Source organism: Nocardia sp. CWNU-33 (genome assembly GCF_046764895.1).
GTDB lineage: Bacteria > Actinomycetota > Actinomycetes > Mycobacteriales > Mycobacteriaceae > Nocardia.
Genome location: NZ_JBKOQN010000003.1, coordinates 351768 through 377151, shown reverse-complemented (window position 1 = coordinate 377151; position 25384 = coordinate 351768). Strand labels below are relative to the sequence as shown.

Genomic DNA, 25384 nt, shown 5'->3' with positions numbered 1-25384 from the left:
AAAGGAGAGCGCAATGCGGATCCGATCGAGCCGAGCCGGGATGGGCTCAACCCGAATGACCGCACTGCGATGTGCCGCGGTGGCGGTCGCGATCGGCCTGATCGCGACCGGCTGTGGCGCCGAGGACTCCGACGCGGGCAAGGGGTTGTCGGACGCGCTCGGCACCACCAGCGATATCAACCCGAAGAGCCGCGATGACATCCGCGAGGGCGGCAACCTGCGCCTGGTGACGACCACGTTTCCGGCGAACTGGAACACGCTGTCCAACGATGGAAACGACGGCGAGATCGCCGATATCGAACGACCGATGATGCCGCGCTCCTTCACCACCGATGCGGCGGGCGAGCTTTCGGTGAACAAGGACTACTTCACCGATATCGCGCTGACCGGCACCAACCCGCAGCAGGTCACCTACACGATCAACCCGAAGGCCGTCTGGTCCGACGGCAACCCCATCACCTGGGAGGACATCCGCTCCCAGGCCAACGCGCTCAGTGGGGCCGACAAACGCTTTCTGATCGCGATCACCAACGGTTTCGAGTTCGTGGACAAGGTGGAACGCGGGGTCGACGACCGGCAGGCGGTGCTCACCTTCAAGCACCCGTACGCGGAATGGCGCGGCCAGTTCGCGGGCAATGCGTCACTGTTCCCGAAATCGGTGACAGCAGACCCGGATTCGTTCAACAACAGTCTGGTCGACGCCATAGGACCGAGTGCGGGCCCGTTCATGGTGCAGTCCACCGATCGCTCGCAGGGCCGAATCGTGCTGGGCCGCAACCCGAAATGGTGGGGCGCGACACCGAAGCTCGACACCATCACCTACAGCGTGCTCGACCACCCGGCGTGGGTGGGGGCGCTACAGAACAACGAAATCGACCTGGTCCGGCTCAACAGCATCGACGAGGTCAAAACGGTGCGCAACACCCAGGGGCTGGCCCTGCGCCGCGCACCGGGCAACCGGTGGCGGCACATCACGTTCAACGGAGCACCGGGCTCCATCCTCGCCGATCCGCAGGTGCGGGTCGCCATCTCCAAGGCCATCGACCGGCAAGGCATCGCGACCGCAACCCAGAACGGCCTCGTCGAGAATCCGAAACCGCTGAACAACCACATCTTCCTGCAGGGCCAGGAAGGCTACCGGGACAACAGCCTCGGCTTCGATCCGGGCGCAGCCGCCAAGGAACTGGACGCACTGGGCTGGAAGCTCAATGGTGATGTCCGCGAGAAAGACGGACGCAAGCTGATCATCCGCGACGTCATGTACAACGACCCGCTGTGGGTGCAGATCGCCCAGATCATCCAGCAGAACCTGGCGCAGATCGGCGTCAAGCTGACCATCGATACCAAGGCGGGCGCGGGATATTTCACCGATGTCATCCAGCCCGGTGACTTCGACGCTGCCCAGTTCATCTTCCAGGGTGACGCGTTCCCGCTCGGCAGCATTCGGCAGATCTACCGCTACGACCCGAACGACCTCCAGGGCAACTACGGCCGCATCGGCTCACCGGAGCTCAACGACCTCATCGATCGCACCCTCGCGGAACTCGATCCGAAGCAGGCGATCGAGTTGGCCAACGAGGTGGATCGAAAGGTGTTCGAGGAGGGCCATTCCCTGCCGCTCACCCAATCCGACGGCAGCTTCGGTGTCCGTGCCGAGCTGGCCAATATCGGCTCCCCCGGGCTCGCGTCCTACGACTACACCACCATCGGCTTCCTGAAGTAACCCAGCAGCATCGCTGCGGAAAGGAGCGGACCATGCGGATTCGTTCATGGACGACACGACTGGCGATCCCCCTTGTCACGGTCGGCTTGATCGCGGCCGGGTGTAGTTCGGATGAGGAGGCCGCGCCCGAAGGCGCCGTCGCCGCGCTCGGCACCACCAACGACATCAACCCGAAAGATGTCAGCGAACTGCGCGACGGCGGCAATCTGCGCCTCGCCATCGGCGCACTGCCGCAGAACTGGAATGCGCTGCACAACGACGGAAACGACGCCGACACCGGCGCGCTGCTGCGCCCGGTGATGCCGCGGGCGTTCAAAACCAATGCGGCAGCCGAACTCTCGGTCAACACCAACTACTTCACCGATGTCGCGCTGAGCGGCACCGAGCCACAGCAGGTCACCTACACGATCAACCCGAAGGCCATCTGGTCCGACGGCACCCCGATCACGTGGGAAGACATCAAATCCCAGGCCAACGCGCTCAGCGGGGCCGACAAATCGTTCCTGATCGCGAACAACACCGGCTTCGACCGGGTCGAGAAGGTCGAGCGCGGTGTCGACGACCGGCAGGCCGTCATCACCTTCAAGAAGCACTACGCCGACTGGCGCGGACAATTCGCGGGCAATACGTTCCTGTACCCCAAGTCCGTCACGGCCACCCCGGAGGCTTTCAACAAGAGCCAGCTCGACAGCCTCACGCTGTCATCGGGTCCGTTCATCATCCAGTCGGTGGACCGGGCGCAGGGCCGGGTCGTACTCGGTCGTAACCCCAAGTGGTGGGGCGACACACCGAAACTCGACACCTTCACCTTCAGCGTGCTCGACAGTGCGGCACTGCTGCCCGCGCTACAGAACAACGAAATCGACGCGGTCGGCCTCGCCAGCAGGGACGAGTTGAAGACGGCGCGCAATACTAACGGCATCGCGATCCGCCGCGCACCGGGAAATAGCTGGTCGCACCTGACGTTCAATGGGGCGCCCGGATCGATCCTGGCCGATCAGGGCGTGCGCGTCGCGATCTCGAAGGCCATCGACCGGCAGGGCATTGCCAGCGCCATCCAGAACGGCCTCGTCGAGAACCCGAAGCCGCTGAACAATCACATCTTCCTGCAGGGCCAAGACGGCTACCAGGACAATAGCCTCGGTTTCGATCCAGCCGCGGCCGCCAAGGAACTGGACGCACTCGGCTGGAAGCTCAACGGCGAGGTTCGGGAAAAGGACGGCCGCAAGCTGGAGATCCGCGACATCATGTACAACCAGGACGTCTGGGTGCAGATGGCGCAGATCATCCAGCAGAACCTCGCCCAGATCGGCGTCAAACTGACCATCGAAACCAAGTCGGGCACGGGCTTTTTCACTGATGTCATCGCGCCGGGCAATTTCGATGTCGGGCAGTGGACCTGGGTGGGTGATCCCTTCCCGCTCGGTAGCCTCATCCAGATCTACGGCTACAACCCGAACGATCTGCAGGGCAACTACGGGCGCATCGGTTCGCCGGAACTCAACGACCTGATCGAGCGGACCATCTCGGAACTCGACCCGAAGAAGGCCATCGAGCTGGCAAATCAGATCGATCGCAAGGTGTTCGAGGAGGGGCATTCGCTGCCGCTGATGCAATCACCGGGCAATGTCGCGGTCCGTGCGAACCTCGCGAACTACGGCGCGGCCGGGCTGGCATCCTACGACTACACCAAGATCGGATTCCTGAAGTGAGAGGACCAGCTATGCGGCTTCGTACCCTCGGCACCCGGTGCGCCATCCCGGTCGTCGCCCTCGGGTTGATCGTGGCCGGTTGCTCCAACAGCGACGTGACCGCGGGCACCAGCACCATCGGCAGTACGAACGACATCAACCCGAAGGACCCGAGCGAACTGCGCGACGGCGGCAATCTGCGGTTGGCGCTGGGTGCCTTCCCGTCGAACTTCAACTACCTGCATGTGGACGGCGGCACCGATGACGGTGCCACCGTGATCGGCCCGACGATGCCTGCCGCGTTCGTCAGCGACGCCGCCGGACAGCTCACGGTCGACCACAACTACTTCACCGACATCACCCTGACGAGCACCTCCCCACAGCAGGTCACCTACACGATCAACCCGAAGGCCGTCTGGTCCGACGGCAGCCCCCTCACCTGGGAGGACATGCGCTCGCAGGCGGCGGCGCTGAGCGGCAAGGACACTGCGTTCCTGGTTTCCTCGACCAGCGGTTTCGAACGGGTCGCCAAGGTGGAGCGCGGCGTCGACGATCGGCAGGCGATCGTCACCTTCGACAAGCCCTACGCCGAATGGCAGGGCCAGTTCAGCCCCCTGTATCCGAAGGCCGTGACCGCGAATCCCGATGCGTTCACCAATCTCGACCTCAACTCGCTGTCGGTCAGCTCGGGACCGTTCGTCATCACCACTATCGATCGCGCCCAGAACCGGATCACGCTGAACCGCAACCCGACCTGGTGGGGCGACACCCCCAAGCTCGACACCATCACCCTCAGCGTGCTCGACCACAGTGCCATGCTGCCCGCGATCCAGAACAACGAGCTCGACTACGGGTACATGTCCGGTATCGAGCTGGTGACCGCGGCCAAGAACTCGAAGAATGTCGTCATCCGCCGGACACCGGAGCCGAGCTGGTCGCATCTGACCTTCAACGGTGCGTCAGGCGCGCTGCTCTCGGATCCGCAACTGCGCATTGCCATTTCGAAGGCGATCGATCGGCAAGGTCTGGTGACCGCAGCCCAGAACGGCATCGTCACCGACCCGAAGCCGCTGAACAATCACGTCTTCATGGCAGGTCAGAAGGGCTACCAGGACAACGCGGGTCCCATTGCGTTCGATCCCGCCGAGGCCGCGCGGATGCTGGATGCGCTCGGCTGGAAGCTCAACGGCGATGTCCGTGAGAAGGACGGCCGCAAACTGGAAATCCGCGATGTGATGTACCAGCAGGATCAGTGGGTGCAGACCGCGCAGATCGTGCAGCAGAATCTGGCCGCGGTCGGCGTGAAGCTGACCATCCAGACCGTGCCCGGCAGTGGCCTTTTCAAGGACGTGATCGATCCGGGCAACTTCGATATTGCCCAGTTCAGTTGGGGCGGTAGCGTTCTCCCGCTCAGCGCGTTGCCCCAGATCTATGCCTACAACCCGGCGAACCTACAGGGCAACAAGGCCAGGATCGGTTCGTCGGAACTCAACGAACTCATCGATAAAACGATCTCCGAGCTCGACCCCGACAAGGCGATCACACTGGCCAACCAGTGCGATCAGATGATCTTCGCCGAGGGCTATTCGATCCCGCTCCAGCAGGCATCGGGCACCTACGCGGTCCGCGAAAACCTGGCCAACTACGGAGCCTTCGGTCTCGCCTCCCCCGACTACACCAAAGTCGGCTTCCTGAAGTGAGTTCCGGACCGGGCCACCCCCTGGCCTACCCGGTCACCGTGACGATCGGCGCCCTGGCGATCTGCCTCGCCTGGGCGCCGTTCGCCGACCCGGACCAACTCGCCGCCCTGGCGACAGTGGCGCTCGGCGTTCTCGGCTACACGGCCTACCAGCTGAGCAGAGCCCTCGGCCTGCTACCCAACGGATCCCCCAGCGCCACCCGCACCATCGGCATCAAACGCATCCGCCAAGACCACCGCCTCCTCAGCCGAACCTGGCTCGAAATCACCGGCACCGATCGGCCCCGCTGGCTCCCCGTCTATTTCGACCCAGCCCTACTGGCCCTCACCGAAACCACCGGCGAGATCACCGACCGGTCCATCCACACCGGCACCCTCCGCCTGTACCCCTCCGGCCGCATCCGCGATACCGAACCCCCCGGCCGCCTCATCGACAATCCCTCTCGCCCTGACCCCGAAGCCCCCACTCTCGCCACCAGTTCCACCCGCCCGACCCGCCGACTCCTGCTGGACGCCCAATCAACAGTCGCAGCCCCCTTCATCGCCCTGATGTGGGTCTACGTCGCCAATGGCGGCTTCACGGCCTTCCTCGCCGCCACCATCGTCGCCGCTGCCTGCACGATCTGGCTCTCCGCCATCCGGGGCTCCGACCCCAGCTGACTCCCCGTGACACATTCCGCCAGCCGACGGCAGCAATCAGCCGCTACCTCACGGGGCGAGTCCGATCCGGCGGCTGAGTTCGCGGATGCAGTTCCGGTTATGTGGCGCTCGTGTGTGCCGTGAAACTAACTCGTGCGTCTTCCTCGTCAATGGCGATGTTCAGTGAAGCATCCAGCGCATGTGCGAGTTCGCTAGAAGCGGAAGGGTTGGGACAGCGTCGGAGCCCTCGATACGGGAGATTTTCGCCTGGGTCAGCCCCGCGCGGGCGGCGAGTTCGGCCTGGGTGAGCCCGAGTTCTGTGCGGCGAATGTAAACCGCTTCGGCCAATGCCATCGCCAGGCGGATCTCCTGACGTACTTCAACCACGGCTTCGGCTTCAGAATGGCCCTCTTCCTTCCGTGCGCTCCAGCGACTGTGGGTCATTACAGCTCTCCTTTGCCGGTTCCGCGATCGAACTCGTCATGGGCGGGGCCATGCTCGGCTTCACAGGTCATTTATCGCCCTGATGTGGGTCTACGTCGCTAGTCGCGGCTTCACTGCCTTCCTCGGCGCCATCCGAGGCTCCGACCCCAGCTGTTCCCCCGCGAACAGGGCACTTTTCCGCACCCCGGCTGCCAGCAGCACGCGAACTCCGTCCGATGGCGGACGCTGCCCCTACTTCACGCAGCGAGGCCGATCCGCCGCTCGAGGTCCCGGAGGCGGTCTCGCGTGCCTGCGGGCGGTCGGGCCACAAGGCTGTGCACGATGTCGCGGGCAAAGCCGTTATAGCGAATGGTTTCCGGCGCAACCTGCGCCGCCTGCTCCAGCAAGGCGAGTGCGGCGTGGTGGTCCTCGCGCTGCGATTCGGCACGGGCTGTTTCGATCAAGTGCCGACTCCGGCGGGGCACTGATGCGATCGTGGCCGGATCGATGGCGGCGGCCGCACGCAGCGCTTCGCCTGGACGATGCAGTTCGACGCCGAGAGTCGTGGCATGGGCCGCCATGACCGGCTGGGAAAACGACGATTGAGTGTGGCGGTAGTCGGGGCCGAGGGTGGTCGCGATGCGATCGGCTCGCTCCCAATGTCGCCAGGCGTCGCCATATCGCCCACGCCTGGCGTACACGTAGGCGACTTCGGCCTCCAACGCGCCGACCATGCCGTGCCAGTCGGGGGGAGCACTGTCGAGGTGCGTAGTCAGTGCGCGGATTGCGCTGTCGGCCAAGGCCAATGCCTCTTCCCAGCGGCCCGCGTCACGCAGAGCTTGCACCATCGCCCAGGTGGCTCCGCCGATTGTGAACGGGTCGTCGGCTTCATATGCCTCGGCAAGTGCACGGTCGGCGACCAACCAGACCAGCTCAGGCGCGGGTTGATAGGCGACATAGAAATCGGTGAGCTGATAAACGCCGGACAGCAGTTTGCGCGCTGAGCGACGATCGTCCCCAGTCGCATTGCGCGCCAACGACTGCGCGTCCCGGATCAGGCCGGGCAGTAGTGCACCCAGTTGGGTTCGGTGATCAGGGGACGCATGGCGGATACGCCATGCTTGATCGAGGCGAAGGACGAGGTGGGCGAGATCGGGTTCAGCAGATGCCGTGCCGGTTCGATATTCGGTGAGCGCCGTTTGCACGGCCGTGAGCGCGGGATGCTGGGGACCCGCATAGACCGAAACCGGTACGGCGTAACCGTTGCCGGTCAGATCGGCGAGATCCGCTAGGCCGAGCGCTCGAGCCAGCCGGAGCAACATCGGCAAACGCGGTGGATGCAGCCGACCGTTCTCGACGGCCTTCAGCCATTCCGGGCTGCGCCCGACCAGCCCCGCCAGTACCGGGCGTGACATGCCGATCCGATCGCGGTGCAATCGGATCCGCGCACCGACGGGCAGGTTGTTGTCATCGAAGGAAGCCATCACCGACCACCTCACCAGGATAAATGCTGGGTATCAGGTACAAACTATCCCCTACAACGGGCCTTCGCGCTCTTACGTTTAAGCAATGAACGTGGACGCGATGCGAGCGGTCGACGAGTGGGTGGCGTTCTATCGACAGGAATTTGCGCTACCGGTACAGGAGCGCGGAGGCTATGTGATGCTCCCGGTCACCTCCGCCGTGGGTGTTGTGCACGTGCCCAACGACCGCGCCCGGCGCGTTCTCGATTCACTTGTCAGGCAGCACCTTCCTGGTCCGCTGCTGGCCCGTCAGATTCGATGGACCTTTGTGGTCCGCGCAGACTGCGCTCCCGGCCTGCAAATCTACGAAGGACTCATCCGCATGGACGTGTGTATTCCGGTGCCGGGAAGTGCGTTGATGCTGCCCACGAGCCTCGGCCGTCACACTCGCGAGGGCTGCTATTGGGTCAAGCCACCAAGCCCTGGTACTGACCTGCCGCCACTGTCGGCTCTGGTTACGACAATCCTGGCGGTGTGATCGCGGATCCGCGCATCGTCCGCAGCGGCCGACGGCGCGGTGCGGATTCAGACGCGTGTCGGGCACCGGCGAGGCGCGCGATCTGGCGAAACGAGCGACGTGGCCGCGTACCTATTCCAGTGCAGCTATGGTTCGCTCGACCCATTCCGCGTAGCTGTCGGTGCTCGGTGGTGCTCGGCTACGGTGCTAGCTCGTCTGAGCCCATTGTCAGGGAAGGTGAGGCCATGCTGGTGTTCGAGGTCAACGATGGTGAAATGATGAAATCCCTTACTGCACAAGCGGAAGCAGCCGAAATCACTGATGCCGCGATCGTGAGCCTGATCGGAGGAGTCGACCGTTTCACCATCTCGACCATGCCTGCCGATGACGCAACGAAGGACATCGTCAGCACCTATGCGCTACCGGCCGAGATGCACGGATCCGGCGAGATCCGTGACGGCAAAGTCCACGTCCACGCGACCATGGCGGTCCAAGGCGACAGGGCTATTGCCGGCCATGTAGACGAGGCGCACATCGGCACTTGGTTCGCGCGGGCGTACGTAATTCCGCGTCCAGTGCGTGATCAGTAGCGGTCGTCGGCATCGGGACATCTGAAGACTGGGCGTAGTACCCATATTTGGCTCGCGTACCTATTCCGATGCAACTGTCGTTCGCTCGATCCATTCTGCGTAGCTGTCCGAGCACCATTCGACGGGAGCGGCGGACACCTCTGGGCTGTCCCAAGGGTGGATCTCGGCGATTCGAGCCGCGAGCCGATCGCGGACACCCGCTGACGTGCGGAGCGTGACGCGCCATTCGGTGCCTTCGCCGAGCTCGCCGAGATGCCAGAAGACCGAGATCGCCGGACCTGTGATCTCTGCGCCTGCGGCCAGCTTCTCCGTGACGATCACGCGCGCGAGCGACCGCGCGTCGGCTTCCGTTGCAGTGGTCGAGGTTACGGCCCAAATTCGCGCGGCAGGCATGCCGATCAGACTAGGCGTTTCAGCGAAATCGGCAGACATATCCAGCAGTGATCGTCCGTGTCAGGGTCGTTGAAGGCCAGGCAATAGATGCGGATCTATCGCATCGTAGGCAGCGATTGAGCCCAGTTGTTCGCTCCGCCTGGACCTTTCGGATTGTGCTCCGGCCGACCGGCGGCGCGAAAGGGTTGGCCGAATATGGTCGGCCGCATGAGTGTTCGGATCTACCTTGCGGATTCGGGCGTCGTCGACGAGGCTCGCGCTGGCGGAGCAGACGGGGCTTGGGGTTTCACGCAGGTCACCGCACCCTTCCCGCAAGATCTCCTGAACCCGTACAACACGCGGCGTGCTCACGGGGTGATGTGCCCGAGCCTGATCGCCAACAGGTTCGCGACCAGGACGGCGACGAAGACGACCGCGGCCGCTCGGTAGCTCACGGCCCACAATCCGACCGCAGCGCTGCCGAAAACCACGACCTTGGTGGCGACCGCGAGCAGTGAGTTGTCGAATGTCGCATTCGGCGCCGCGAAAAGGCCCCACGCCACCGCCGCGAGGAGAGGCGCTCCCACAGCCAATACGAGCTTGACCGGAATCGCGGTGGCGGTCTTCCAGCCCCACAGCGCTAGCGCCGCGAGCGCGGCCAACTCCATCACGAATGCCAGCGTGAGGTTGGCCCATTTCCAGACTTCCTGCATGTCCGTTCTCCCTCGAATCTACGAGAGCACTGCTCTCCATTGAGAGCAGTGTGCAGGATGGGCTCGCCTTCGTCAAGTTGCTGCCCGGTACCGACAGCGGACGTCGAACGGGAGAACGGTGCCGCGATGCGATCACGGAATTGGTCTGACCACTTGACCATCTGGCCGACGTGGCGCACAGTAAAGACATGGCGTTGCAACCGGTGGTCAAGCGGTCGGTGTCCGGCGATGTGTTCGAGCAGATCGCGGCGGATGTGTTGAGTGGCGAGTTGGCGCCGGGGGCGACTTTGCCTAGTGAGCGGCAGTTGGCGGAGGCGTTGGGGGTTTCTCGGCCTGCGGTTCGAGAGGCCTTGCAGCGGCTGGCGGCGGCTGGGTTGGTTGCGGTGCGGCAGGGGGATGCGACGACTGTGCTGGATTATCGGCGGGGGGCCGGGCTGGAGGTTTTGCCTCGGCTGCTGGTGCAGGGCGGGGAGTTGGATCCGGGGGTTGCGCGCAGCATTCTCGAGGCTCGGCTGCACAACGGGCCGAAGGTTGCCGAGTTGGCGGCTACGCGGCTGGGTAAGACCGACTCCGCCACCGTCGGTGCGGCGCTCGAGCGCACCGTGACAGCACTTGCCGCAGAACAGGATCCGGTCGCCCAGCAGCGGCATGCGATGGAGTTCTGGGATCACATCATCGACGCGGCCGATTCCATCGTGTTCCGGCTGATGTTCAACATGCTCAGCGCCGCTTACGAACCCGCGCTCACCGCGCTGGCTCCGATCATGTCCGCCGAGGTGGGCAATGTCGAGGCGTACCGCGAACTGGCCGCCGCCATCGTGGCGGGCCGGCCGCAACAGGCCGCCGAGATCGCCCGGGCACTGCTCGAGCCGGCGACCACCATCCTGATCGATGCCCTCGGCGGGCACTGATCACGCTTCACCTGAGGAAGAACCATGACGAAACCGCATTCCCCCGAACAGGATTCGAGCGCCCGGGCACGCGTCCAGCGAGACGAGCGGGCGCTGCGGCGCGGCCTCACCCTCGGCGAGGCCTTCCGCGAGTTCGTCCGGCACCCTTCGCCGTGGCTCATCGGCGTCACCCTGCTCGCGGCCCTCGCCGGCCGAATCATCGTGGACGACTGGCAGTTGACCGACGCGCTGGTGCCTGCCGTGATGCTCGCGGTGTTCCCGATCTTCGAATGGATCGTGCACGTCACCGTGCTGCACTGGCGGCCACGCAAGCTCGGCCCGGTCGCCATCGACAGCGAGCTGGCCCGCAAACACCGTGAGCACCATGTTGATCCGCGCAATATCCCGTTGATCTTCATCCCGACCAAGACTCTGTCGGTACTGGTCGTCGTCTTCATCGCCCTCGCCGCCCTGGCATTCCCACGCCTTGGCCTCGGCCTGACCTTCCTGCTCACCATCACCCTGCTCGGCCTCGGCTACGAGTGGACCCACTACCTGATCCACACCGACTACAAGCCGCAAGGCTCGCTCTACCGCGCGGTCTGGCGCAACCACCGCCACCACCATTACAAGAACGAGCACTACTGGTTCACCGTCACCACCTCCGGCACCGCCGACCGCCTGTTCGGCACCCACCCGGACCCTGCCGAAGTCACCGCCTCCCCCACCGCCCGCAACCTCCACTCCGCCTGACCGCCGACAGCCGACGCTCCGCAGGACACCGGTCCACGCGTCGGCTGTCGGCTTCGGCCCATCACCCCCGACCGCTCGGCCCTCCGACTCCCCTGTCAGCAGCAGCGAGCGGCCGAGTCGGGAGACGGGCGATGACCACCAGCAGGCATGATGCGGCCGGGTTGGCGGATTTCGCGCGGGGACCAACGATGCCGGGTTCGCGTGAGTGGCACATGGCTGCGGCCACGCCGGGAAGCGCTCTCGCCGGCGTGCCACACGTCGTCGTCCACCGGACTGGCCGCTCCGTCGGTCAGTTCGAAGCGAGCAGGCGCGTGGCGATCGCACGAGCACGGTGGGCGGCGGCGGGACTCGCTTCACGGACGGAGGTGACGATGGCACCGTCGACCAGGAGGGCGAATTCGGCGGCGAGTTCGGGGGCGTCGGATCTGCCTGCCGCGGTGAGGAGTTCGGTGAGGTAGTCGATTACTCGGCGCTTGTGTCGATCTGCTGCCTGGTGTGCGGCGGCAGTGGGGTCGGCTACTTCGACCATGGTGTTGATGAAGGCACAGCCACGAAAGTCTTTGCGGGCAAAGCGTTCCGAGAGGGCATCGAATACGGCCAGCGGGCGGTCGGCCGGGTCGGGCGCTTTCGAATCGACCGATTCCCGCAACCAGTCCAGCCAGCGGCGGTCGCGGCCCTCGAGCACCGCGACGACCAGGTCGTCCTTGCTGGTGAAGTGGCGATAGAAGGAGGCACGGCCGACGCCGGACTCCTGAAGCAGGCGGTCGACGCCGACCGCGCGGATGCCCTCGGCGTAGAACAGCTCCTCCGCGGTGGCGAGCAAACGCTGCTTGGCCTGTGTTGCCATGACGCCACCATACCAGGACGGAACCAGTCAGTACCATCTGACTTGACTAGTTCGGCACCGATCGGTACCGTTTCATTTCGGTACCGATCGGTACCATCACGTTCGAGCATGGAGTGCACATGTCGCGGCTACCTCTCGTCTCCACCGAAACCGCCGACGCGGAGCAGGCGGATCTGCTGACCGAAGTTCAACGACAGCTGGGCCGGGTCCCGAATCTCTATGCCGCCATGGCGAACAGCCCGGCGACGCTGCGCGGCTACCTCACCCTGCGTGACGCGCTGACGCACGGAAAGCTCTCCGCCCGCGTCCGCGAGCAGCTTGCGCTGCTGGTGGCCGGCGAAAACGGTTGCGACTACTGCGTGGCCGCGCACACCATGCGGGCCGGACGGATGGGGTTCACCGATGAGGCGATCGCGGCCACCCGCGCAGCCACCGCCGAAGACCCGCACGTGGATGCGGTACTGCACTTCGCCAAGGAAGTGCTGCGATCCCGCGGCCGCGTCGACGACGGCTTGATCGCCTCGGCCCGGCAGCGCGGGGTGAGCGACGCCGAGCTGAGCGAGATCGTCGGCCACGTATCGCTGAACATCCTGTCCAACTACTTCAATCACGTCGCACAGCCGGAGCTGGACTTCCCGCCGGCCGCGGCCCTCACCCCGAAAGACACTGCAATGACTACGAAATGGCGTTCGGCACGCACAGTCGCACTGGTCGAGGGCTACTCGATACTCGACAACGAGGGGCGGCCCGTCCGCACTATAGATAACGTCCAGGTGCTGATCGAAGGCGGCTTCCTGCACGTCAAAGTCTCGGAAACCGCCGAGGTGCAGGTCGTGTCGGCACCGGCGGTCGCTGTTGTCAGCTACCGTCCCGAATCCTGAACGCCACCCTCGATTCGCGCTCCGCCCGACTCGATTCCGGCTACGCCCGCGCTAGGCGACGAGCGACCGAATCCGCGCCGTCGATCGGCCGATCACCGTAGAGCCCGGTCCTGACGATCATCGATCGTCAGGACCGGGCTCGCGGCATTTCCGGGCTCGCGGCATTTCCGGGCTCGCGGCATTTCCGCGCGCACAGGCCCAGCCCGGTGCAGTCCCACTCGGAACATCGGATCTACCCGGACGAGAACGCGTTCCGCACACCACCCCAGGCAGGACATAGATCCACACGGGGCGTTCGAGTGTTGGCATGTGGTTCCACAACACCGTCGAGATCCACGCTCCGATAGCGCCGCACCCTCCGCAACATCCTCTGCAATGCCGCCGCACCGTTCACCTCATCGACCACAGACCAGCTGCCACGACGCCCTTCCGAGCGAATCCGGGCGGTATCGATCTTAACAGATCAATACCCTAGGGGGGTATGGTACCGACCATCGTTCAGCTGTTCGGAAAGGACGGAATCGACATGACTACGCAAGTACGACCGACCACGCGAAAGTGGTTGGCATTAGCGGTGATTGCCGCCGCGCAATTCATGGTCATCATGGACACCTCGATCATCGGCATCGCATTGCCGAAGATGCAGGCGGAACTCGGCTTCTCCCAGGAGAACCTGACCTGGGTGTTCAACGCCTACGTGGTCGCCTTCGGTGGACTGCTGCTACTCGGCGGCCGACTGTCCGACCTCCTCGGCGCGCGACGAGTATTCGCCGCGGGCTGGGTGGTGTTGCTGGCCGGATCCGCTATCGCAGGCGCGGCAGGCACCGTCGGCATCGAGCTCGCCGGTCGCGCCTTCCAGGGTGGCGGGGCCGCCCTCATCGCACCGTCGGCACTGACACTGCTGATGATGCTGTTCGGTTCCTCGCCACAGGAGCTGACGAAGGCACTCGCCGTATACGGCGCCGCCGCACCCGCCGGCGGCACCGCAGGCGTGTTCCTCGGCGGTGTGATCACCGAATACATCAGCTGGCCTTGGGTTTTCTACATCAACATCCCGATCGCCGCGCTCGCACTCATCGCCGTTCCCGCACTGATGCCGAGCACACCGGCCCGCTCCGGATCGGTCGATCTGCTCGGTTCCGCCACCGTCACCGCGGGACTCGCCGCCGCCGTCTACGGCATCGTCCGCGCACCCGAGGTCGGCTGGGCGTCCGGACAGACCTGGGCGGTCCTCGCCGCCGCGGCCGCATTGCTCGCCGGATTCGTCTACCTGCAATCTCGCCGCAGCGAGCCGCTGATGCGGCTGAGCATCTTCCGCGCACCGAACCTCGCCGCAGCCAATATCGCCCAGCTGCTGCTCGGCGCGGCCTGGGTCCCGATGTGGTTCTTCCTCAACCTCTACCTACAGCAGGTGCTCGGCTACCGCGCATTCCCGTCGGGCGCGGCGCTGCTGCCGATGACGACGCTGATCATGCTCGGCATGGTGGTGATCGCACCGCGGGCGATGCAGCGTTTCGGCGCGAAGCCGATGATCGTCACCGGCCTGCTGGTGCTCGGCGTCGGGCTGGGGCTCATGTCACTGGTCCGGCCGACCAGCAACTTCTGGATCGATGTATTGCCCGCCTCGCTGGTCGCCGCGGGTGGCATGTCGCTGGCCTTCATACCCTCACTGGGTACGGCTATCTCTGCGGCGCGTCCCGAAGAGGGCGGCCTGGCCTCCGGCATCGTCAACGTCAGCTACCAGGTCGGCTCGGCCATCGGGCTGGCCGCGATGACCGCGGTCGCCACCGCGTTCGGCGCCGACAAGATCGGCGATCTTCCCGCCCTGACCAGTGGTTTCTCGGCAGCATTCCTCGGCGCGGGCGGCATCGCGATTGCCGGGGCGGGCATCGCGGCGGTGACCATGCGCACCCCCGAGCGGGAATCCACGCCCGAAACCAATTGACAAAATACCCTAGGGGGGTATGGTAAAAATCGAATGAGGCGGCAGGCGCCGCCATCGCCAGAAGGAGAGACCTCATGAGCACCGCAGCCACCACCGCCACTGTCACCGTCACCGGAATGACCTGTGGCTGCTGCGTCAACTCGGTCAGCAAGGAGGTCGGCAAGATCGCCGGCGTCACCGCTGTCGACGTCGACCTCGCCACCGGCAGGGTCACCGTCGACAGCGCGACCCCGGTCGAGCCCGGCGCGATCGCCGCGGCCGTCGACAAGGCCGGCTACCAGGTCACCGACTAACTCGACATCTTTCAGAACGGAGCATCCCGATGAACGCATCCAGCAACTTCGCCGGCTTCGCCCTCGGTCTCGCAGCGGTCTTCGGGATCGCTCTGGCCATCGGTGCCGCGATCGGACCAGACCCCACCGAACCGGCCGCGCACGATTCGAATACCCACGCGGAAGGGCCCGCCACCACTGGCGGGCCGAACTCCGAGGAATACCCTGCCGGACTTATGGCCACGCAAAACGGCTACACCCTGCGGCTGGACACCACTCAGACCAGCACGGCAGCGAATGTTCCCCTGCGTTTCCGCATCCTGAATCCGGCAGGCGCGCCGGTGACCCGCTACGTGCGCAGTCACGACAAGGATCTGCATCTGATCGTGGTTCGCCGCGACATGGTCGGTTTCCAGCACGTGCACCCCACCCTCGACCAGGCTGGAACATGGAGTGTCCCACTGGATCTCACTCGCGCCGGTGACTACCGGGTATTCGCCGATTTCACCGCGGAAGGCAGCGACAACCTCACCCTCGGCGCTGACCTGCGGGTGGCAGGTAACTACGACGCACAGCCACTGCCCGCATCGGCGACCACCAGCACGGTCGGCGATTACACGGTCACCTCGAGCGGCGCGGTTACGCCAGGACAAGCCTCCAGCGTCACCCTCTCGGTGCGCCGCGACGGCAAGCCGGTCACCGACCTACAGCCCTACCTGGGCGCCTACGGTCACCTCGTCGCATTGCGGGCCGCCGACCTCGGCTACCTGCACGTCCACCCCGAAGGCCATCCCGGTGACGGCATCACCCCGGCAGGCCCCGGCATAACCTTCGCCGTCACCGCACCCAGCGCGGGCGACTACCGACTGTTCCTCGACTTCCGGCACGAAGGAGTCGTCCGCACAGCCGAATTCACTCTCAGCGTCGCCCCTGGTCCAGCGCCCACCAGCAGTGCCACCGCGCCGGAACCCGCACACGGCCACTGACCGTGCCACCCCGAACGGAGCAACAATGACCCCCGAAACTCGGCCGACCGGCAACGAGCAGACCACCACCGCCGAACCAACTCCGGCACTAGGCCCGCACACCGATCCGAGTTCCCTGTCACTGGTCCGCGTCGACGAACCCCAGCGTGGTTGCTGCCGATCCCGCTGACGCCGGACCGCAAGCAGCCACCCGCACCGAATCCACTCGAATAACCCGTAACCGACCCACAGCGGGCACGCCCGCTCCCCAACAAGCCCCTTTGCCGCACAGAACGGAGCAGACGATGACCACCACGACGCAACCACCGGCCAGCGGTCAGGTCGAATTGGTAATCGGTGGCATGACCTGCGCGTCCTGCGCCAATCGCATCGAGAAGAAGCTGAACAAGCTCGACGGCGTCACCGCGACCGTGAACTACGCGACTGAGAAGGCTCGGGTCGACTTCAGCGGTGATGTCTCGCCTGCGGAGTTGATCGCCACGGTCGAGCAGGCAGGCTACACCGCGGCGCTGCCCGCGCCGAAAACCGAGGTGCCGACGGAAACCGCTGCGGCCGAACAGGATCCGACCGCGTCATTACGCACACGCCTGCTGGTCTCGCTGATGCTGACCGTGCCGGTGATCGCCATGGCGATGGTGCCCGCACTGCAATTCACCAACTGGCAGTGGCTGTCGCTGACGCTGGCTGCGCCGGTCGTCGCTTGGGGCGCGCTGCCGTTCCACAAAGCGGCCTGGACCAATCTCCGCCATGGGACGGCGACCATGGACACCTTGGTGTCGATGGGAACCATCGCCGCACTCGGCTGGTCGCTGTATGCGCTGTTCTGGGGCACTGCAGGAATGCCGGGCATGAAGCATCCTTTCGAGTTCACCATCTCGCGGATGGACGGCAGCGGCAGCATCTACCTGGAGGCCGCGGCGGGCGTCACCACCTTCATCCTCGCCGGACGCTTCTTCGAGGCCCGTTCCAAGCGCCGGGCAGGCGCTGCGCTGCGCGCTTTGCTGGAGCTCGGCGCCAAGGAGGTTTCGGTACTGCGCCGTGCGAGCGACGGACCCGGAGCAGGCAGCGTGCGTGACCACGCAGGGCCCCGGGAGCAAGGCGATGGATACAGCTGGGTCGAGCAGCGCATCCCCGTCGACCAGTTGGTTGTCGGCGATCGGTTCGTCGTGCGGCCGGGTGAGAAGATCGCCACCGATGGCGTGGTGGTGGAGGGTTCCTCCGCCGTCGACGCCTCGATGCTGACCGGTGAATCGGTGCCGGTCGAGGTCGGGCCCGACGATACGGTGGTCGGCGCGACGGTGAATGTCGGTGGACGAATCGTGGTGCGCGCCGGTCGAGTTGGTTCCGATACGCAGCTGGCGCAGATGGCGAAGCTGGTCGAGGACGCACAGACCGGCAAGGCGCAGGCCCAGCGGCTGGCGGACAAGATCTCCGGGATCTTCGTGCCCATCGTGATCGCGCTGTCGGTTGCGACGCTCGGATTCTGGCTCGGCACCGGCGGTTCCATCGCGGCGGCCTTCACCGCCGCGGTCGCGGTGCTGATCATCGCCTGCCCGTGCGCCCTCGGGTTGGCCACGCCGACCGCGTTGATGGTCGGCACCGGCCGAGGCGCGCAGCTGGGCATCCTGATCAAAGGTCCCGAGGTGCTCGAATCGACCCGGCGGGTGGACACCGTGGTGCTGGACAAGACGGGCACCGTCACCACCGGCAAGATGGCGCTGCTGGATGTCGTTGCCGCGGTCGGCGAGGACACCGGTGAGATCCTGACACTGGCCGGAGCGCTGGAGGATTCGTCGGAACACCCCATCGCACAGGCCATCGCCAAGAGCGCGCGCGACAAGGTCGGTGAACTGCAGCCGGTCGAGGGCTTCGCGAATATCGAGGGCCTCGGCGTGCAGGGTGTTGTCGACGGCCACGCGGTGATCGTCGGGCGCGCCCGGCTACTCGCCGACTGGTCACAGCAGCTGGACGCCGACCTCGAGCGCGCGATGCACGAAGCCGAGTCACAGGGCAAGACCGCGGTCGCGGTGGGCTGGGACGGCAAGGCACGTGGCGTGCTCGTCGTCGCCGATGCGGTGAAACCCACTTCCGCCGAAGCGATCTCGCAGTTGCAGGCACTCGGGCTCACCCCGATCATGCTGACCGGCGACAATACCGCCGCGGCCCGCGCGATCGCCGATCAGGTCGGCATCGATGAGGTGATCGCGGAGGTATTGCCGATGGACAAAGTGGACACCGTCGCACGGCTGCAAGCCGAGGGTAAGGTCGTCGCCATGGTCGGCGACGGCGTCAACGATGCCGCGGCACTGGCGCAGGCCGATCTCGGACTGGCCATGGGCACCGGCACCGACGTCGCCATCGAGGCAAGCGATCTGACGCTGGTGCGTGGCGATCTGCGCGCCGCGGTCGATGCCATCCGCTTGTCCCGCAAGACCTTGGGCACCATCAAGGGCAACCTGTTCTGGGCCTTCGCCTACAACGTCGCGGCGATCCCGCTGGCGATGGCGGGCCTGCTCAACCCGATGCTCGCGGGCGCGGCCATGGCGTTCTCCTCGGTCTTCGTGGTGAGCAACAGCCTGCGGCTGCGCGGCTTCCGCTCGACCGCGCGGTAGCCCACTCGGACCGGATCGGGCGGGGCGGCCCATCTCATGTGCCGCCCCGCATCGGTCCGGCAACCGCTGCGCCACTATCCCTTCGGCGCAGGCCCGAGCTCGTCGGCCGCCCACGTCATAGCCGTCCCACCCCGCGTGGCGCGGATCGACTCCGTAGTGGATGACCTGCCCGCCGTGTACTCGGGAATGTGATTCGGTCGTTCTCGGCCGGTGTGACCTCATCGTCGGTGATCCGAGACGTGCGATGCATCCGCCGAACTGCACCATCGTGTCCGGACCGGCCCCGATATCGACCGATATCCAGCCGATGGGTGTCCTGGTCGAGCTGATTCTTCGGTAGGCAATATCAAGCATCGACATGCTTCTGCCCTTGTAGTGAATGTTCCCGTTTCCTATTGGAAATGCGAGCCGATCAGCTACAGAATGGCAACTACCCGTTACTTACTGCCTCGAACACCCGGCACCTGAGATATTCACTCCGCCCGACCTTCCGCAATCCGGACGTGGACGGCATTGCCGATTCCGGCATTGCGGCAACCGAATTCATCTGCCTCGCGAAAGGGCCCGACCAAACGGTGACGACCCAGCCGTCGGTTGTGCGAAAGATAACGGCAGGGCACCGCAAACACGCAGCACCCGGCCTGCGCGGTGCCGGCTCGGCCCGCATGCCGTACTGATTGAAAATTCAAGTAAGACAACAGGTTACGCACACATTGGCGCCCCACCACCAGTTCCCATTGATGGAAGATCACTCTTTCGTTCGCAGACCTCGGCGGCTATGCTCGTCCGCGAGATTCGAAACTGCCTGGTGGCCTGCATATTCGCCGAAGGCCCCCGCAGGGCAGGAGGGATCGGGGGAATTACGGCACCTCCCCCTGATGAACGCGAGTGCGGAAGTACGGAACTTGTCAGAGTTATTGAATCCGCCGGATGGCGAGCTGCAGGAACATGCCGCGCCTGGTCTTCACATGCCCTATCTAGCGCTGCTGACCTCCGGTGTCACGAGCGCGGTTGTTGTCGTGATAGCGGTGGTCAGCGCACCGGCCGAATTCCGTATTACGCTAGCCGCGGGCGCGATCGTGGTCTCGATTATTTTGTGCGCCAGTATCACCGGGGCCGCGCACTACCGCGGTGAGGCCGCGCGTGCCCGCGGTGCGGCCGAACGAGCCCGCCGAGCTACTGCGTCGACCGTCGCCGAGGCAGCAGCCACAGCGGCGGCCGAAATCGCTGCCGCGAACGAACGTGCAGCGGGCTGTGAACAAGCATCGAAGACCAGCGAGAATCGCCGCGCCGCCGCCATGTCCGCCTTCGCGGGCGCCGCGGGCCGCATGCAGGCAATGACCACCAGCATGCTCGCCGAGCTGCGGGAGATGGAACATCGCCACGCTGATCCGCGAGTGCTTGCCGACCTGCTGCACCTCGATCATCGCACCGCACAGGCAGGCAGGCTCGCCGACAGCATCGCCGTACTCAGCGGTGCCAGGTCCGGGCGTCGATGGGCCAAACCGATTGCCATGGAATCGATCCTGCGTGGCGCGATGGGCCGAGTCGCCGGATATCAGCGCGTCCGACTGCGCGCCATCACCGACATCGCCATCGTGGGCCACGCGGCCGAAGGCGTGATGCACACCTTGGCGGAACTGCTCGACAACGCTTGCAATTTCTCCCCGCCGACCACCGAAGTCCATGTCTACGCCGCCGAGGTCCCCGCCGGTGTCGTGCTGACCATCGAGGACAGCGGACTGGTCATGAGCGAATCGGCGCTGCGCCGTGCCCAGCAGGCCGTCTCGGTTTCGGGCCCCAACGCGCGCGGTAGTCGAGCGGGCTCGGACCTGTCTTCCCTCTCCGGTACTCGGCTCGGCCTCGCCGTGGTCGGTCACCTCGCGCGCAAGCACGGACTGACCGTGTCCTACCGGCCCTCGGCCATCGGTGGCACCGCGGTGGTCATGGTGGTGCCGCGCGATCTCATCGCGCGTGTCGAACGAACACCGGAATCGATCACCACGATCACACTGCCCACCCCCGCGCCGGCCGCAGTGCCGACTCCCGTTATCGAACCCGAGCCGGCCCCGACCGAAGCGGCGCTGCCGAAGCGGCAAAGAGGCAGCGCACTGGCCGCGGCTCATCCCAATGGCCTGTCCACACCCGACGCCGCCACCTACACCGCGGCGACCCCGCCCGCATCGACGCCTTCGGCGTTGGGCGCTTTCCAGCGTGCGCTGGCCGGTCGTGAGACCGATACCGCCGCATCACCGTCCCCTTCCGTTGCTGTGGAGAACGATCGATGACAACGTCTTTGCCGACACAGCTTGGCTGGCTGTTGGAACAACTGCTGTCCAAGACCCCGCGCACCCGACATGCCCTGCTGCTGTCCGGCGACGGCCTGAAGATCTGCCACACACCGGAACTCGGCGTCGACAGCGCCGATCAGTTCGCCGCCATCGCCGCGGGTATCCAGAGCCTTTCGCACGGGGCTTCCGTCGAATTCGGTGACGGCCGTGGCGGTGTGCGCCAGTCGATGACCGAGTTCTACGGCGGGATCCTGTTCGTCGTAGAGGCCGGTATGGGCGCGCATATCGCCGTCGTCGCCGCCGAAGACGCGGACGCGGGCCTGGTCGGCCACAACATGCGGGAGCTCGTGGAACAACTCGGGCACTACCTCGCCGCCGCACCGCGCGTCGGGGGAGAGAGCGTGTCTTGAGCTGGAGCGGCCGCGACGACGACCCGGATCGGCTCTACACACTGACCGGCGGACGGAGCACACCGGATTCCGACAGCTTCGATCTGGTCGCCCTCGTGGTCAGCGAGTGCGATCCGTCCCCTGGCATGCAGTCCGAACACGTGGCGATCCTCGGCATGTGCCAGGCTCCCACCGCCGTCGTCGAAATCGCGGCGGAGCTACGGCTGCCGGTCGGCATCACAACGGTCCTGCTCTCGGACCTGCTACACGCAGGCAAGATCACCGTGCGTCATCCCCAGCCGGGCCCCACAGTTCCTGGTGCGCCGTGGAATTCGCTGCCCGACGCCACCACCCTCGAGAAGGTGCTCGTTGGACTCCGTAAACTTTGATCTCCGGCCCGCACGGGCCGACGCACCGCTGAACAGCAGCACCCGCCATGGACTCAAGATCGTCATCGTCGGCGGCTTCGGCGTCGGCAAGACCACCCTGGTCCGCTCGGTCAGCGAGATTCGGCCGCTCGACACCGAGGCGACAATGACCAACGCGGGCGTGGGAATCGACGACCCGGCTGGCGCGCCGGGCAAATCGACGACGACGGTCGCCTTCGACTTCGGGCGAATCACCATCGACGACGAGAACGTCCTCTACCTCTTCGGAGCCCCTGGCCAGGAACGGTTCTGGTTCCTGTGGGACCGATTGTTCACCGGTGCGCTCGGCGCTATCGTGCTCGTCGATCAGCGCAGGATCGCCGATTCGTGGTACGCCATCGACCGGCTCGAACACCAGCGGACACCATTCATCGTGGCATGCAACAACTTCGGCGGTCCGTCGGATCGGGGCGCAGCCGTGCGCGAAGCCCTCGATCTCGACCCACAGGTACCGCTCATCGAATGCGACGCCAGGTCACGCGAATCCAGCAAGCAGGTGCTGATCACCCTGGTCGAGTACCTGTACACCGTTACACCCGAACCCGACCGGCCCACTCTCCTCACCGCCTCGGAGCCCGCATCATGACCACGCCAAGTGCCACGTCGGGCAATACCCAGCAGTGCCCGGTCGCCCACGCAGTTCCCTTGAGCGGCCCCGGTTTCCAGATCGACCCGAACCATCTCTATCGCGAGATGCGCCGCGAGCACGGGCCGGTGGTCGCCGTCGAACTGCCCGGCGGATTTCCGGCCTGGCTTGTCATCGGCTATCGCGAGTTGCATCAGGTCACCAGTGATCCGGAGTTGTTCCCCCGCGACGTCGGTCTGTGGAATCAGTGGCCGAACATCCCGGAGGATTGGCCACTGCTCCCGATGGTCGGGCGGCCGATGCCGTCGATCTACTTCACCGCGGGCGCGGAGCACCTGCGGCACGTCGCGATGGTGGAACCCGCACTGGAAGCGGTCGACCCCTTCGAATTGCGGCGCACCTGTGAGGATTTGGCCGATCAGCTGATCGACGTATTCTGCGGACGAGGCGCGGCCGATCTGGTCGCCGACTTCGCCGAGCCGCTTCCGGTGCTGGCGATCGCACGAATCGTCGGCTTCCCCGATGCGGACGGGCCGCAGCTGGCCTGGCTGATGAAGACGATGGCCGACGGCGGCGCGGACGCGCAGACGGCCTACCTGCATCTCCTCGAACGCATACAACACCTGGTCGCCGTGAAGAAAGCGCGACCTGGCGACGATCTGGTGTCGCGGATGCTTGCGCACCCGACCCCGTTCACCGATCAGGAATACGCGATGGACCTGATGGCCATCACGGCGGCGGGACACCTGACAACCGCGGACTGGCTCGCGAGCTCGGTGCGACTGATGCTCACCGACGACCGGTTCGCCGCGGCACTCGGCGGCGGGCGGCACAGCGCGGGCCAGGCGATGAACGAAGTGCTGTGGGAAGAAACGCCGACTCAGATCCTCGCAGGTCGCTGGGCGGCTCGTGACACCAGACTCGGCGACAAACTCATCAGGGCGGGCGACATGCTGCTGCTCGGACTCGCCGCCGCCAATGCTGATCCCCATGTCCGCCAACATCTCAGCGCGAGCGGCGAACCGGCCCATACCGGCAACAGCGCGCACTTCGCTTTCAGCTACGGCGAGTACCGCTGCCCGTTCCCAGCGCAGCAGATCGCCGAAATCATCGCGCGGACCGGCATCGAGGTTTTCCTCGACCGGCTGCCCGATATCGATCTCGCGGTGCCCGCGGAAAGCCTGGTCCGACGCCCGTCGGTGTTCATGCGCGGCATGGTGTCCCTGCCCGTCCGTTTCACACCCGTTCGCGCTGTCGGAGGTCATCAGTGAGCCAAGAATGTCCGCATGCCGGACCCATCGCCATCGACCCCCTGGTCACCGACCTCGCGGCGGAAACCACCCGACTACGCGCCGCGGGACCGGTCACCCGCGTCGAACTGCTCGGCGTGCCCGCCTGGACCATCACCGAACACGCACTCGCCAAACAACTCCTCACCGACCCCCGACTGATCAAAGACATCAACGCCTGGTCGCTGTGGACATCCGGTGTCGTGACCAGACAGTGGCCACTGATCGGCATGATCGACGTCGGCCGTTCGATGTTCACCGTGGACGGTGCCGAGCATCGACGGCTGCGGATCAAAACCACCCAGGCGCTGACGCCACGGCGGTTGGACGCGCTGCGCCCGGTGGTCGAACGACTTACCGTCGAGCTCTTGGACGACCTTGCCGAGGCATCGCGCGAAGGCTCCGTCATCGATCTCAAGTCGGAGTTCGCCTATCCCCTACCCATGCGCGTCATCAGCGAACTCATGGGCGTCGATCGCAGTGACCACCCGATGCTGCTCACCTGGTACAAGGCGTTTTTCTCGCTGCTGACCCCGCAGGATGAGCGGTTACAGGTGATCAGCGACCTGACCGACTACTTCACCGGCATGGTGCGGAAGAAGACCGCCGATCCGACCGACGACCTGACCACCGCCCTCATCCGCGCCGACGATGACGGACGGCCGTTGACCGAGGAAGAGGTCGTCGGCAATCTGCAGGCGCTGGTGGCGGCCGGGCACGAAACGACGGTCGGCCTCATCCTGAACGCCGTGCGCGCACTATTGCGTCGGCCGGACCAGTTGAGCAGCATTCGCCGCGGCGAGTTCGAGTGGAAGAACGCCGTCGAGGAAACACTGCGCTGGGACACTCCGGTCACCCATCTGCTGATGCGGTTCGCCACCGAGGACATCACTGTCGGCGAGACGGTGATCGCGAAGGGCGACGGTGTGGTCATGTCCTATCGGGCGATCGGCAGGGACACCACGCTGCACGGCCAGGACGCCGACGAGTTCGACCTCTCGCGCCCGACAGCCAACCGGCACATGGCCTTCGGCTACGGCCCGCATATCTGCCCCGGTGCCGCGCTCGCCAGGCTGGAGGCGGGCATCGCGCTACCCGCATTGTTCGAGCGGTTCCCCGATCTGCGGCTCGCGGTGCCGGACGAGGACATTCGTAACCTTCCGGTACTCACCCAAAACGATCTGGCGGCCTTCCCGGTGCTCCTGAAGGTTCTTTGAGCTTTCCGGGCTGATCAGACCTCTGACAGAGGTCCACGCGGTCCCGAGGCGGTCGGATCCGCCGGCCCGACGTGCGATTCCCTCCGCTCGTCATCGAGAGCTGACCGCGCCCAACCGACAGTGCGAAGCCGAACCGGCATCCCGGCACTCCGGCGCGTTGTGACCCTC

The 25384-nt window shown here is 65.5% G+C and carries 25 protein-coding genes; 20 read left to right on the top strand and 5 right to left on the bottom strand.

Features of this window, described 5'->3' with window-relative positions; genetic code table 11:
- Positions 1–13: 13 nt before the first annotated feature.
- Genes ACLMAL_RS05755 through ACLMAL_RS05740 form a run of 4 tightly spaced genes read left to right on the top strand, consistent with a single transcriptional unit; the run spans position 14 to position 5773 of the window.
- Entirely contained in the window at positions 14–1723 is a 1710-nt protein-coding gene (locus ACLMAL_RS05755; RefSeq protein ID WP_411998113.1) for an ABC transporter family substrate-binding protein, read from the top strand.
- 32 nt (positions 1724–1755) lie between these two features.
- Positions 1756–3435 carry an ABC transporter family substrate-binding protein gene (locus ACLMAL_RS05750; protein ID WP_411998112.1) on the top strand — a complete coding sequence of 560 codons (1680 nt, stop codon included), beginning with the start codon at positions 1756–1758 and terminating at the stop codon, positions 3433–3435.
- A gap of 11 nt (positions 3436–3446) precedes the next feature.
- Complete coding sequence (locus tag ACLMAL_RS05745; protein WP_411998111.1) at positions 3447–5114, top strand: ABC transporter family substrate-binding protein; 1668 nt, start codon at positions 3447–3449, stop codon at positions 5112–5114.
- Entirely contained in the window at positions 5111–5773 is a 663-nt protein-coding gene (locus tag ACLMAL_RS05740) for a hypothetical protein (protein WP_411998110.1), read from the top strand. Before ACLMAL_RS05745 ends, ACLMAL_RS05740 begins: the two co-directional genes overlap by 4 nt.
- A 159-nt stretch (positions 5774–5932) precedes the next feature.
- Here the strand turns inward: ACLMAL_RS05740 and ACLMAL_RS05735 are convergent, their stop codons facing one another.
- Together ACLMAL_RS05735 and ACLMAL_RS05730 are read right to left on the bottom strand one after the other, a co-directional pair.
- Positions 5933–6196 (bottom strand): helix-turn-helix domain-containing protein, encoded by a 264-nt coding sequence (locus ACLMAL_RS05735; RefSeq protein ID WP_411998109.1) that lies wholly within the window; start codon positions 6194–6196, stop codon positions 5933–5935.
- A 236-nt stretch (positions 6197–6432) separates the two neighbouring features.
- Entirely contained in the window at positions 6433–7659 is a 1227-nt protein-coding gene (locus tag ACLMAL_RS05730; protein WP_411998108.1) for a helix-turn-helix domain-containing protein, read from the bottom strand.
- An 85-nt stretch (positions 7660–7744) separates the two neighbouring features.
- Here ACLMAL_RS05730 and ACLMAL_RS05725 point away from each other — a divergent pair, with 85 nt between their 5' ends.
- Positions 7745–8176 carry a hypothetical protein gene (locus tag ACLMAL_RS05725; RefSeq protein WP_411998107.1) on the top strand — a complete coding sequence of 144 codons (432 nt, stop codon included), beginning with the start codon at positions 7745–7747 and terminating at the stop codon, positions 8174–8176.
- A gap of 224 nt (positions 8177–8400) precedes the next feature.
- Positions 8401–8745: a PCC domain-containing protein gene (locus ACLMAL_RS05720; protein WP_411998106.1), complete on the top strand. Its 345-nt coding sequence runs from the start codon at positions 8401–8403 to the stop codon at positions 8743–8745.
- Positions 8746–8805: 60 nt separating this feature from the next.
- On the opposite strand, the gene cutA is transcribed toward ACLMAL_RS05720, so the two are convergent.
- Complete coding sequence (gene cutA / locus ACLMAL_RS05715) at positions 8806–9138, bottom strand: divalent-cation tolerance protein CutA (RefSeq protein ID WP_411998105.1); 333 nt, start codon at positions 9136–9138, stop codon at positions 8806–8808.
- Positions 9139–9485: 347 nt separating this feature from the next.
- A complete protein-coding gene (locus ACLMAL_RS05710; RefSeq protein WP_411998104.1) occupies positions 9486–9830 on the bottom strand; it encodes a YrdB family protein in 345 nt (114 codons plus the stop codon).
- 188 nt (positions 9831–10018) lie between these two features.
- On the opposite strand from ACLMAL_RS05710, the gene ACLMAL_RS05705 reads away from it, so the two are divergent.
- On the top strand, positions 10019–10741 hold the full coding sequence (locus ACLMAL_RS05705) for a FadR/GntR family transcriptional regulator (protein ID WP_411998103.1): 723 nt from the start codon (positions 10019–10021) through the stop codon (positions 10739–10741).
- 24 nt (positions 10742–10765) lie between these two features.
- Positions 10766–11473, top strand: coding sequence for a sterol desaturase family protein (locus tag ACLMAL_RS05700; protein WP_411998102.1), 708 nt, complete (start codon positions 10766–10768; stop codon positions 11471–11473).
- 289 nt (positions 11474–11762) lie between these two features.
- Here ACLMAL_RS05700 and ACLMAL_RS05695 read toward each other — a convergent pair whose 3' ends face one another.
- Entirely contained in the window at positions 11763–12320 is a 558-nt protein-coding gene (locus ACLMAL_RS05695) for a TetR/AcrR family transcriptional regulator (RefSeq protein ID WP_411998101.1), read from the bottom strand.
- A 119-nt stretch (positions 12321–12439) separates the two neighbouring features.
- Here ACLMAL_RS05695 and ACLMAL_RS05690 point away from each other — a divergent pair, with 119 nt between their 5' ends.
- The 12 genes from ACLMAL_RS05690 to ACLMAL_RS05635 all read left to right on the top strand — a co-directional run bounded on the left by ACLMAL_RS05690 (position 12440) and on the right by ACLMAL_RS05635 (position 25216).
- Positions 12440–13201 (top strand): carboxymuconolactone decarboxylase family protein, encoded by a 762-nt coding sequence (locus ACLMAL_RS05690; RefSeq protein ID WP_411998100.1) that lies wholly within the window; start codon positions 12440–12442, stop codon positions 13199–13201.
- A gap of 526 nt (positions 13202–13727) precedes the next feature.
- Positions 13728–15146: an MFS transporter gene (locus ACLMAL_RS05685; protein WP_411998099.1), complete on the top strand. Its 1419-nt coding sequence runs from the start codon at positions 13728–13730 to the stop codon at positions 15144–15146.
- A 74-nt stretch (positions 15147–15220) separates the two neighbouring features.
- The gene (locus tag ACLMAL_RS05680; RefSeq protein WP_411998098.1) at positions 15221–15439 is read left to right on the top strand and encodes a heavy-metal-associated domain-containing protein; all 219 of its coding nucleotides are present in this window, start codon (positions 15221–15223) and stop codon (positions 15437–15439) included.
- A 29-nt stretch (positions 15440–15468) separates the two neighbouring features.
- Positions 15469–16404, top strand: coding sequence for a hypothetical protein (locus ACLMAL_RS05675; RefSeq protein WP_411998097.1), 936 nt, complete (start codon positions 15469–15471; stop codon positions 16402–16404).
- Between the two features lie 25 nt (positions 16405–16429).
- Positions 16430–16573, top strand: coding sequence for a hypothetical protein (locus tag ACLMAL_RS05670; RefSeq protein ID WP_411998096.1), 144 nt, complete (start codon positions 16430–16432; stop codon positions 16571–16573).
- A gap of 115 nt (positions 16574–16688) precedes the next feature.
- Positions 16689–19016 (top strand): heavy metal translocating P-type ATPase, encoded by a 2328-nt coding sequence (locus tag ACLMAL_RS05665; RefSeq protein WP_411998095.1) that lies wholly within the window; start codon positions 16689–16691, stop codon positions 19014–19016.
- 968 nt (positions 19017–19984) lie between these two features.
- On the top strand, positions 19985–21304 hold the full coding sequence (locus ACLMAL_RS05660; RefSeq protein WP_411998094.1) for an ATP-binding protein: 1320 nt from the start codon (positions 19985–19987) through the stop codon (positions 21302–21304).
- Positions 21301–21717, top strand: coding sequence for a roadblock/LC7 domain-containing protein (locus ACLMAL_RS05655; RefSeq protein WP_411998093.1), 417 nt, complete (start codon positions 21301–21303; stop codon positions 21715–21717). The genes ACLMAL_RS05660 and ACLMAL_RS05655 overlap by 4 nt, the downstream gene beginning before the upstream one ends.
- A complete protein-coding gene (locus tag ACLMAL_RS05650) occupies positions 21714–22085 on the top strand; it encodes a DUF742 domain-containing protein (protein WP_328407956.1) in 372 nt (123 codons plus the stop codon). The genes ACLMAL_RS05655 and ACLMAL_RS05650 overlap by 4 nt, the downstream gene beginning before the upstream one ends.
- Positions 22066–22710, top strand: coding sequence for a GTP-binding protein (locus tag ACLMAL_RS05645; protein ID WP_411998092.1), 645 nt, complete (start codon positions 22066–22068; stop codon positions 22708–22710). The genes ACLMAL_RS05650 and ACLMAL_RS05645 overlap by 20 nt, the downstream gene beginning before the upstream one ends.
- Positions 22707–23981 (top strand): cytochrome P450, encoded by a 1275-nt coding sequence (locus ACLMAL_RS05640; protein ID WP_411998091.1) that lies wholly within the window; start codon positions 22707–22709, stop codon positions 23979–23981. Before ACLMAL_RS05645 ends, ACLMAL_RS05640 begins: the two co-directional genes overlap by 4 nt.
- Positions 23978–25216: a cytochrome P450 family protein gene (locus ACLMAL_RS05635; RefSeq protein WP_411998090.1), complete on the top strand. Its 1239-nt coding sequence runs from the start codon at positions 23978–23980 to the stop codon at positions 25214–25216. The genes ACLMAL_RS05640 and ACLMAL_RS05635 overlap by 4 nt, the downstream gene beginning before the upstream one ends.
- Positions 25217–25384: the final 168 nt, after the last annotated feature.